We start from the raw sequence: 10,393 nt of genomic DNA, 5'->3' as shown, positions 1-10,393 counted from the left end.
GCGGGCACTGCATGGAAGGTCTGGCACGAGTCCACCGCACGGATGCGCCAGCCCCTTTTGGCATTGCTCGGGGCGCTGGTGTTTGTGCGCCTGCTGATGGTCGGCGGGCGTGACTCGGCCGTGATGTTGATCGGTCATTCACTCGCCGCAGCCACCGGCGGCTGGTGGCAATATCTGGCCGCTTATCTCGGGGCGCTCGGCTCGTTTTTCGCTGGCTCCTGCACCATCTCCAATCTCACCTTTGGCCCCATTCAGGACTCCATCGCCACGCAGATGAGCCTGGAGCGCACCACGATCCTCGCGCTGCAATCGGTTGGTGGTGCAATGGGCAATATGGTCGCCGTCCACAACATCGTCGCCGTCTGCTCCGTGCTCGGCCTGGGCAATGCCGAGGGTGAGATCCTCAAAAAGACCCTGGGGCCGATGCTGATCTACGGCTTGGTGGCCACAGTCGTGACCTTGTTCCTGCACTAAAACACCGCAACCTGCGTACACAAACCATCCGCACATCATGCCACCCATCACCCTCGCCTTCTACGACACCAAACCCTACGACCGTGACTACTTCGGGCGTGCAGCCAATGGTGCCGATTTCATCCTGCACCATCACGAGTTCCGCCTCACGGCTGAGACAGTCAGTACCGCTCAGGGAGCGGATGCAGTGTGCGTTTTCGTCAATGACCGGCTGGACCGGGACTGCCTCACCAAGCTGGCCGCACTCGGTGTGCGGCTGGTGGCGCTGCGCTGCGCAGGTTTTAACAATGTGGATCGTGCGGCAGCGGCCGAGCTGCGCATCACCATCGTGCGTGTGCCAGCGTATTCACCTCACGCCGTCGCTGAGCATACGGTGGCTCTGCTCATGGCGCTGAACCGGAAGATTCACCGCGCCTACAACCGGGTGCGCGAGCAAAATTTCTCGCTCAGCGGCCTCGTCGGCTTTGACCTGCATGGAAAGACCGTCGGCATCATCGGCACTGGCAAGATCGGACGTGTGGCGGCGCAGATTTTTCGTGGATTCGGCTGTCGTGTGCTCGGGTATGACCCGCACCCGATGGACGAATGGGCGGCGGAGCACGGCATCACCTACACCAGCGTGGAAGCGCTGCTGAGTGAGAGTGACGTGGTCAGCCTGCATCTGCCGCTCACAGCGGAGACGCATCACCTGCTCAATGTGGCGTCCATTGCCCTCATGAAGCCAGGAGCCTATCTGGTGAACACCAGCCGAGGCAAGCTCGTGGATAGTGCCGCCGTGATCGACGCGCTCAAGTCCGGCCACCTCGGCGGCGTGGCCCTGGATGTGTATGAGGAAGAGGAGGGCATCTTCTTTGAGGATCACTCCGGCACGGTGCTCCAGGACGATGAACTGGCCCGGCTCATGACTTTCCCAAACGTGCTCATCACCGCCCACCAGGCATTCCTCACGCACGAAGCTCTTTCCGAGATCACGCGTGTGACACTCGACAGCATCACGCGCTTCCGCGATGGCCACGAACCCGTGGCCGAGCGCGTGGTGGCGTGACGTTTTTCATTCATCCAAACCCGCCATCCATCAGCACCATGAAAACCACCCCAAAAGCAGCCGCGAAGAAGGCACCCGCATCCGCTGCCAAGCCGACCAAGAAGCCTGCCCTTGCTACAAAACCTGCCCGCAAACCTACAGCAGCATCGCCAAAGAAACCCGAAGCCGCTTCGCAGATCACGCGTGAGGAGATCGCCACTCGTGCCTACTTCATCTATGTCAGCGCAGGCTGTCCCGAGGGGCAGGAGATGCAGCACTGGCTGGAGGCGGAAGCCCAACTCACCCTTCATTGAACTGACACCATGCCATCCGTCTATGCTGATCCCGCCGTGCGCAGCCGCCTCATCGAGTTTCTCGGCGGGGACACGCTGGATCATGCAACGGCGGCTTACATCACGCAATCGGATGGCTGCCAGTTTGACCAGCGTCAGTTGCGGCCACCGCTTGATCTTGACCACTATCTCACCAGCGAGCTGGACATCGCCCGCTCTATCGCGGATTCCGCTTCCGTGCTGCTGCATCTGGATGTGGAGTATGTGAACTTTGACTCCCCCGCCGAAGCCTATCTCGACCCGTGGCGCACCTTTGATCTTCAGGAGCCGGTGGTGCGCGTGATCGAAACGCTGCTGCTCGGCTGGGGCATCCGTCCGCTGCATCAGATCACCGGCCAGGGGCATCATTTCGTCTGGCGCATCGCGCGGGCCTCCGCGCTGGCGGGCCGCCTCTCCTCGCTATGCCCTGCCCCGGAACTGCTGGATGCCTGCGCGGAACGTGTGCCGCAGGGGCTTGCTGAGATAGCTGACCGCGAGGCGCAGCGCATGTTTGCCGCTGTCTCACTGCTCATGGAACATGTGGCGCACCGTGTGAAGGAAGCCGCCGCGCCGCTGTGTGAATTTCCCGTGGAGATCACCGCAGTGCATGTCGGGCCGAACACGACGAAGCAGCGGGAGATCATCTCCATCGACATCTCCGAATACGGCGACCCGCTGCACACGCGCATGGTGCGCATGCCCTTCACCCACTATCTCAAGCCGTGGGTCAGCGGTCTCGCACGCTCGCTTGGGATTGAGGGAGAAATCCCCACTTTCCGTGCCATTCCACTGCATGAGATCGACATCCGCCAGGCCATCAAGGTGCGCCAGGTGGACGCGGACGTGCGCGACCTCGCCCGCCGTGCTTGCGTGCGCATCCCTGAGCAGGAGAAAGGCACCGAGCGCCTGCTGGAGGACTATCTCAGCTCGCCTTTGCGTCGTTTTCATGAGTATTTCTACTCCGACCAGCATGATGCCAAAGAGCGCTGGCATGAAACTTATGACCGCACGTCCATGGAGTCACTGCCGTCCTGCGTCCGGCATGTTGTGCTCTGGCCCAATGACCTGCTGCTGAAGCCCGCCGGAATGCAGCTCGTCACGCGCTGCCTCCTGGCGGCCGGGTGGCATCCACGGCACATCGCGGGATTCATCCGCTCCAAGTTTGAAAACCCCGCGTTCAACTGGGGCGTGAACTGGGGCGATTATGTGCCCGCGATCCGCGCCGACTTTTACACCCGGCTCTTTGCCGGACTTCATGCCACCGGTCTTGATCCGCTCGTTGACCTGAACTGCACCTCCACGCGTGAGAAAGGTTTCTGTTTTCCTCCAGCGAGCGGGAGCTGCGGCCTAGAGCCCTTGCGCCAAAAGCTTCTCGAACCAAATACACCATGACTCCTCTCTGGCCCATCGGTCTGTCCACCGGCTGCTTTTATCGCCACAGCATCTTCAGCGTGCTCGAAGAAATTCGCGCCAGCGGGTTTCAGGCGATTGAAGTCTGCTCTTTCCCGCAGCACCTCGACTACCACCGTGAGGACGATGTGCACCGCGCAGGAGAGATGATGCGCACGCTCGGCCTGCGCCCCATCTCTTTCCACGCGCCCTTTGCGGACCGTATCGACATCACCGCGCCGGACGACGCGGCCCGCGAGGCCGCCGTGACCGAGCTCATCACCGCCTGCCGCGCCGCCGCGCTGCTCGGCGCGGAAAACATCGTGCTGCATCCCGGCCCCGAACGCGAAGGCCGGCCACCGCAGGAGGAATTTCTCCAGCGCATGCACCACGCCGCCGTTTCACTCAACCGCGTGGCCGCGCATTGCTGCGAGACCGGCGTTCAGCTCCTGTTGGAAAACATGCTGCCGCACCTGCTCTTCGGCCAGACGCGAGACATGATGTACCTCCTCGGCGAGATCAGCACCTGCACCGTCGGCACCTGCCTCGACACCGGCCACGCCCGGCTCAGTGGTGACCTGGGCAACGTCATCCACAAGCTCTCCGGCCACCTCAAGATGGTCCACATCAACGACAATCATGGTGACTGGGATGCCCATCTCATTCCCGGCGATGGCAGCATCGACTGGCCGTGGCTGCTCTCCGAACTCCGGCGCTATCAGTTCCGTGGCGGACTCATCATCGAAATGTCAGCGCGGGAAAATGAGACGGTGGCAGACACCCTCACCCGCGCCCGCCAAGGCAGGGACTTCCTGGCCCATCTTCTGCCTGCAAATGCCAGTCACTCCAACCCACCATGAACACCCCCACATCACACCCCTTCATCAAATGGTTCGCCGACATCACCATCGATGACGTTCCGCTCGTCGGCGGCAAAAATGCCTCGCTCGGCGAGATGGTGCGTGAACTCGCCAGCCAGGGCGTGAAGGTGCCCGACGGCTTCGCCATCACGGCAGAGGCTTTCCGCCATTTCATCCGTGAGGCGCAGCTCGACGAGCGCATCCGTGCCACGCTCGCGGACCTCGACACGCATGACATGGCAAACTTGAGCGAACGCGGCCACGCGGTGCGGCAGGCCATTCTCAGCGCCACGCTGCCGGCTGATTTGCAGACGCTCATTGAGGCGGCCTATCGCCAGTTGCAAGGCGTCAGCACGGTGCCGCTGGATGTCGCGGTGCGCTCCTCAGCCACCGCCGAAGACTTGCCGGATGCGAGCTTCGCCGGACAGCAGGAGACCTATCTGAATGTCCACGGCACCACCGCGCTCCTGGAGACGTGCAAGCGCTGCTTCGCCTCGCTCTTCACCGACCGCGCCATCAGCTACCGCGTGGACAAGGGCTTCGACCATTTCAAGGTCGCGCTCAGCATCGGCGTGCAGCGCATGGTGCGCTCCGATCTCGCCTGCTCCGGTGTCATGTTCACCATTGATACCGAGAGCGGCTTCCGCGACGCGGTGATGATCAGCGCCGCCTATGGCCTCGGCGAAAACGTGGTGCAGGGCTCCGTCACACCGGACGAGTTTCTCGTTTTCAAACCCACGCTGAAGACGGGACACCGCCCCGTATTGCAAAAGACGGTGGGCAGCAAGGAGTTCAAACTCGTCTATGATTCCGGTGGTGGGAAGATGGTGAAAAACATCCCCGTGGCACCCGCGGATCGTGCAAGGCTCGCAATCACGGATGATGAAGTGCTCGAACTCGCCCGCTGGGCCTGCATTGTCGAAGACCACTACTCGGCGAAACGCGGTCAGCACGCGCCGATGGACCTTGAATGGGCCAAGGATGGCATCACCGGCGAGTTGTTCATCGTGCAGGCCCGGCCTGAGACCGTGCAATCGCGCAAGGATCTCGACGTGCTCGAATCCTATGTTTTGAGCAAGCGCAGCACCGTGCTGACCAGCGGGCGCAGCGTCGGTGCCAAGATCGCCACGGGGCGGGTGCGTGTGATCAAAAGCGCCGAGTTCATCGGCCAGTTTCAGGAGGGCGAAGTGCTCGTCACCGACAAGACCGATCCCGACTGGCAGCCCATCATGAAAAAGGCTGCCGGCATCATCACCAATCGCGGCGGGCGTACCTGCCATGCCGCCATCGTCAGCCGCGAGCTCGGCGTGCCGGCCATCGTCGGCACGGAGCACGGCACGGAGGCGCTGAAGGACGGCCAGATGGTCACCGTGAGCTGCGCCGAGGGCGACACCGGCTTTGTTTATGAAAGTGCGCTACCCTTTGAAGTGCAGCGCACCGACCTGAAGGCCCTCGCCAAACCACGCACGAAGGTGATGATGAACCTCGCCAATCCCGAGGAGGCTTTTGCCCTCTCCTTCATCCCGAATGACGGCGTGGGCCTCGCGCGGATGGAGTTCATCATCAGCACCTACATCAAGATTCATCCGCTTGCTTTGATCGACTTCGACAAGCTCGCAGACACCGCCGCCAAAACCGAGATCGAGAAGCTCACCGCTGGCTACACCGACAAGCCGCAGTTCTTCGTCGATAAACTCGCGCAAGGCGTCGCCATGATCGCCGCCGCGTTTTATCCGAAGGAGGTCATCCTGCGCCTCAGCGACTTCAAAACGAACGAGTATGCCAATCTCATCGGCGGCAAGGCCTACGAGCCTGCGGAGGAAAATCCGATGCTCGGCTTCCGTGGTGCCAGCCGTTACTACCACCCGCGCTACCAGGCGGGCTTCGCGCTGGAGTGCCGCGCGGTGAAAAAGGTTCGCGACGAGATGGGCCTCACGAATCTCAAACTGATGATCCCCTTCTGCCGCACCATCGAGGAAGGGATCAAGGTGCAGGCCGAGATGGAAAAACATGGACTAAAGCGCGGGCAGGGCGGCCTGGAGATTTATGTCATGTGCGAGATCCCCGCCAACGTCATCCTCGCCGAGGAGTTCGCCGAACTCTTTGACGGCTTCAGCATCGGCTCGAACGACCTCACCCAGCTCATCCTCGGCGTGGATCGCGACAGCGAGATCGTCGCGCCCATTTTCGACGAACGAAACGCCGCCGTGAAGTCCATGATCACCCGGGTCATCGCCACCTGCCGCGCCAAAGGCCGCAAAATCGGCATCTGCGGCCAGGCCCCGAGTGATTACCCCGAGTTCGCCCAGTTCCTCGTCGAGCAAGGCATCGACAGCATCTCGCTCAATCCCGACACCGTGCTGAAAACGACGCTGGCGATTTTGGAGACGGAGGATGTATTGAAGCACTCATGAAATGGGGGGGGTTGCTCATTCGAGCGACTCTTAAACAATTCTTCATCTCATGTAAGTATGAACGTCATCGCCGCTGAGATCCTCATCGTCCTGCTCCTCATTGCGGCGAACGGTCTCTTTGCCATGGCTGAAATCTCCATCGTTTCGGTTTGCAAGACGCGGCTGCGCAAGCTGACCGAGCAGGGCGATGCGCGGGCGAGGGCCGCGCTGGAGCTGAGCGAGGAGCCAAATCGTTTCCTCTCCACCGTGCAGGTGGGCATCACGCTCATCGGCATTCTGGCGGGTGCCTTCAGCGGTGCGACGATCGCCAAGGTGATCGCCGGAGCGTTGCAGTCGATCCCGGTGCTGGCCCCGTATGCTGAGGCCATCGGCATCGGCGTGGTGGTGCTGGGCCTCACGTTTTTGTCCGTGGTTCTGGGCGAACTGGTGCCGAAGCGGCTGGCTTTGAACAATCCCCTCGGCGTCGCACTGGCGCTGGCGCGGCCCATGCGGCGGTTGTCGCTCATCACTCATCCCGTGGTGAGAGTGCTGGGCGCGACGACAGATGAGGTGCTGCACCTTTTTGGGTTTCGCGCCAGGCCGGAGCCGCCTGTGACAGAGGAGGAAGTGCGCACGCTGGTCGAGCAGGGGCATCACGCTGGAGTGTTCTTCAAGACTGAGAAGGAAATGGTGGAGCAGGCGCTGGTGCTGGACACGAAATGTGTCGGCGACCTCATGACGCAGCGCGCGCAGATCATCTGGCTCAATGCTGCCGACGCCAACGAGGTGAACTGGCGGAAAACCATCGACAGCGGCCATTCCTATTTTCCCGTGTATGAAAACAACCGTGACCAGGTGCTCGGCATGGTGTCCGTGAAGGTGCTATGGGCGCACCTTTCCCTGGCTCAGCCATTCCACCTGCGGGATGTGCTCACCGAGCCGCTGTTCGTACCGGCCAGCATGACGGCGCTCAAGCTCCTGGAAACCTTCAAGCAGAGCCGCAAGCATCTGGCCCTCGTGCCCGATGAGTTCGGCACCGTGCAGGGCCTGGTGACGTTGGTGGATGTGTTCGAGGAGATCGTCGGCGACATTCCATCGTTCGATCAACCGCCGCAACCCCGCATCGTCCTGCGTGACGACGGCTCATGGCTCGTGGATGCCCTGCTGAAACTGGATGAGCTCAAGCCCCTGCTCGGTGTGACGCTGCTGCCCGGCGAGGAGAATGAAAGCTATGAGACTCTGGGCGGCTTCATCCTGCATCAGATGCAGCGCATCCCGCGTGAGGGCGACCACTTCGAGTGGGGCGGTTTCCGCTTTGAGGTGGCCGATGTGGACCGGCACCGGCTCGACAAAATTTTGATTCATCGACCAAAGCCGATGGAACCCGCCGCCGCAGTGCCAGACGGCCCGCGCGCGCCTTAACTCTAAACTTTCCCCGTGACTCCGGCTGCCGCTCCCACCACGCCCGTCCACTGCTGGCATAATCTTGCCATCAGCGACGTGCTCACCCGCCATGCGGCCGCGCCTGACAAAGGGCTCACGCCAAACGAGGCCGTCCGCCGTCTCGCCGAGCATGGACCGAACACGCTGCCCGAGACGAAGCACCGCTCGCTCTGGCGGGTGTTTGCCGGGCAGTTCGCAAGTCCGCTCATTTACATCCTGTACGTCGCGGCGGTGATCACGTTCGCCTAGGGGCATCGTGGCGGTGCGGGCGTGATCCTCGTGGTGGTGTTCGCCAACTCGCTCATCGGCACCGTGCAGGAAGGGCGCGCGGAGCGTTCGATGGAATCACTGCGCAAGCTCTCCGCGCTCAAGGTGCGCGTGCGGCGCAGCGGCAGGGAGGAAAACATCGAGGCGCATGATCTGGTGCCCCGTGTTGTGGTGCTGCTCGCCGCAGGCGATGCGGTGGTGGCGGATGCGCGTCTGCTGGAAGCCGCCGCGCTCGAAGCCGCCGAGGCCGCGCTCACTGCTCGGCCACGTCGGACAGATGGACCCTCCGCGTAACGAGGTGAAAGTCGCCGTCGCCGAATGCCGCGCCGCCGGCATCCGGCCCGTCATGGTCACGGGCGGTCACAAGGCCACAGGCCTCGCCATTGCCACCGCGCTCAGCATCGCACGCGAGGGCGACATCGCCGTGGATGGCGCCGAGTTGGAGAAAATGCCCGCACAAGATCTCCGTGCCAAGCGATACTGCCGCGACGATTCAAAAAGCTCTTGCCCAAAGTTTGAAGCGATCGTTCGTAGGAGTGGGCGGAAACAAACTTGTCTCTCAGATTACCAGCAAACTGCGCTCACCGCAGTACTTCTTCGAAATGACACCGGGCAACGTCAGCTCAGTTTTTGCGGAGTACTAGCCATTCATCAAAACCAATAAATCGCTCCATAGCGCTTCGATGAAGTCACCGATTCCTGCAAGGGGCAGACCTCCTAAATTGCCGAAAATCAAGAACACAAAGGACTGTCCGGAGCCGCCCCAGCGCATGAGGTTGTAACTGAGAAGGGAAAGCCCCTCGCCTGCCGCCGAAGATAGAACAGTGGACAGACCGCCTTCGAATCCGGATTCGCCAGACCAGCCGTCAGCCCCAAGGATAATCAGAAGCGTTTCTGCCATCGACGTTTCAGTGTTGCTGTCCAGACCATTGAACCCGCCGAGTGGTGTCGAGGCGCCGCTGGAGTATCCAAGGGGATACATTCCGAAGGAGAGCTGCGAGTTTGTGCTGAAGAACGGACCGCCAATGATCGTGTCCTCAGGCATGCCACCTGCCCAGCCATCAATGTCGTCCACATAGAGAGTGTCTGAACCGTAGCCGCCGTCCAGGAAATCGTATCCAGCCCCGCCCAGCAAGGTGTCGTTATCAAGGCCGCCTTGAATCAGGTCGTTGTCGGCACCGCCAAAGATTGTGTCGTCACCGGAGCCGCCATCCAGACTGTCTGCTCCGCCTTCGCCGTAAATTATGTCATTGCCTGCTCCACCAAGAATGATGTCGTCACCTTCAACGCGACCATCAAGGACATTAACATTCTCCTCCAGAAGAATGATACCGCGCGGCTGGTGGAGATAGAGGAGAGCTATCTGGCTGTAGTAGCCGTTGTCACCAATGAGGGTGTCGTTGCCTTCACCGCCATCGATGTAATCGCTGCCCGCACCGCCGAATACGAGGTCATCGCCAGCGCCGCTGCGCAGGGTGTCATTTCCACCGAGAGTGTGATCGCTGGTGGTGAGGAAGGTCAGAATACCCGCCGTGGTGAAGGTGGCATTGCCGTTGTCGCCAATGAGGAGATCGGCTCCTGTTCCGGTGGTGATGGTGTCGGCACCGAGGCCGCCAAGGACGATGTTGTTGCCGTCGCCAGCGTCGATGATGTCGTCTCCGCCGATTTCGGGGCTGATGGAGGTGAAGAAGGTGAGAATGCCTGCCGCACTGAAGACGGCGTGGGCATTGTCACCGGCAACGATGTCGTCACCTTCCAGGCTGGTGATGCGATCCGCGCCGAAGCCGCCGATGAGAATGTTATTGCCCGATCCAGCGCTGATGATGTCATCGCCACCGAGGGAAAGCTGGGTGCTGATCATGTCGCTGATGATGGCAGTGCCTGTGGCGCTGTCATAGGTGGCTGTGCCGTTGTCGCCGAGGATCGTGTCATTGCCAGAGCCAGTGGTGATTGTGTCAACGCCCATGCCGCCGAGCACGACGCTGTCTCCGTCTGTCAGCGTGATAATGTCATCGCCACCGGTCGCCGCGAGGGTGTCGCTGGTCTCAATGATTTGTGGTTCGCCCGCTCCGGTCAGGCCGAGCGCCACATAGGTGATCAAACCGTTGTCTCCCAAGACCCAGTGCTTGCCGGTGCCTGCGATGATGGTGTCGAGACCGTCGCCGCCGAGGACAATCTTCGTGCCGTCGCCGGAGGTGATTTCGTCGCTGC

General features: G+C 61.5%; 11 protein-coding genes. 10 read left to right on the top strand and 1 reads right to left on the bottom strand.

The features are described from left to right. The 10 genes from PSV43_RS16225 to PSV43_RS16180 form a co-directional block, all read left to right on the top strand. On the top strand, positions 1 to 474 hold a 474-nt coding region (locus PSV43_RS16225), incomplete at its 5' end, for an L-lactate permease (RefSeq protein ID WP_300199551.1). Between the two features lie 46 nt (positions 475 to 520). After that, entirely contained in the window at positions 521 to 1,519 is a 999-nt protein-coding gene (locus PSV43_RS16220; protein WP_345784669.1) for a 2-hydroxyacid dehydrogenase, read from the top strand. Positions 1,520 to 1,557: 38 nt separating this feature from the next. Continuing rightward, entirely contained in the window at positions 1,558 to 1,812 is a 255-nt protein-coding gene (locus PSV43_RS16215; RefSeq protein ID WP_300199545.1) for a DUF2934 domain-containing protein, read from the top strand. A gap of 9 nt (positions 1,813 to 1,821) precedes the next feature. After that, the gene (locus tag PSV43_RS16210; protein ID WP_300199542.1) at positions 1,822 to 3,222 is read left to right on the top strand and encodes a hypothetical protein; all 1,401 of its coding nucleotides are present in this window, start codon (positions 1,822 to 1,824) and stop codon (positions 3,220 to 3,222) included. Then, entirely contained in the window at positions 3,219 to 4,079 is an 861-nt protein-coding gene (locus tag PSV43_RS16205; protein WP_300199539.1) for a sugar phosphate isomerase/epimerase family protein, read from the top strand. The genes PSV43_RS16210 and PSV43_RS16205 overlap by 4 nt, the downstream gene beginning before the upstream one ends. Next, entirely contained in the window at positions 4,076 to 6,493 is a 2,418-nt protein-coding gene (ppsA, locus tag PSV43_RS16200) for a phosphoenolpyruvate synthase (protein ID WP_300199536.1), read from the top strand. The genes PSV43_RS16205 and ppsA overlap by 4 nt, the downstream gene beginning before the upstream one ends. A 57-nt stretch (positions 6,494 to 6,550) precedes the next feature. Then, a complete protein-coding gene (locus PSV43_RS16195; RefSeq protein ID WP_300199533.1) occupies positions 6,551 to 7,894 on the top strand; it encodes a hemolysin family protein in 1,344 nt (447 codons plus the stop codon). Between the two features lie 15 nt (positions 7,895 to 7,909). Further along, a complete protein-coding gene (locus PSV43_RS16190; protein WP_300199530.1) occupies positions 7,910 to 8,164 on the top strand; it encodes a cation-transporting P-type ATPase in 255 nt (84 codons plus the stop codon). Between the two features lie 21 nt (positions 8,165 to 8,185). Further along, positions 8,186 to 8,476 (top strand): hypothetical protein, encoded by a 291-nt coding sequence (locus PSV43_RS16185; RefSeq protein ID WP_300199527.1) that lies wholly within the window; start codon positions 8,186 to 8,188, stop codon positions 8,474 to 8,476. Between the two features lie 4 nt (positions 8,477 to 8,480). Then, positions 8,481 to 8,846 (top strand): hypothetical protein, encoded by a 366-nt coding sequence (locus PSV43_RS16180; RefSeq protein ID WP_300199524.1) that lies wholly within the window; start codon positions 8,481 to 8,483, stop codon positions 8,844 to 8,846. On the opposite strand, the gene PSV43_RS16175 is transcribed toward PSV43_RS16180, so the two are convergent. Continuing rightward, positions 8,823 to 10,393: calcium-binding protein (locus tag PSV43_RS16175; RefSeq protein ID WP_300199522.1), on the bottom strand; the 1,571-nt coding region annotated here is incomplete at its 5' end. The genes PSV43_RS16180 and PSV43_RS16175 overlap by 24 nt on opposite strands.

Source organism: Prosthecobacter sp., assembly GCF_029946185.1.
Lineage (GTDB): Bacteria > Verrucomicrobiota > Verrucomicrobiia > Verrucomicrobiales > Verrucomicrobiaceae > Prosthecobacter.
This window is presented reverse-complemented; position numbering and strand designations above follow the sequence as displayed.

Coding starts and splice junctions, on each gene's coding strand:
- PSV43_RS16215 (WP_300199545.1), top strand. CDS start 1,558: ATGAAAACCACCCCAAAAGCAGCCGCGAAGAAGGCACCCGCATCCGCT.
- PSV43_RS16205 (WP_300199539.1), top strand. CDS start 3,219: ATGACTCCTCTCTGGCCCATCGGTCTGTCCACCGGCTGCTTTTATCGC.
- PSV43_RS16195 (WP_300199533.1), top strand. CDS start 6,551: ATGAACGTCATCGCCGCTGAGATCCTCATCGTCCTGCTCCTCATTGCG.
- PSV43_RS16210 (WP_300199542.1), top strand. CDS start 1,822: ATGCCATCCGTCTATGCTGATCCCGCCGTGCGCAGCCGCCTCATCGAG.
- ppsA (WP_300199536.1), top strand. CDS start 4,076: ATGAACACCCCCACATCACACCCCTTCATCAAATGGTTCGCCGACATC.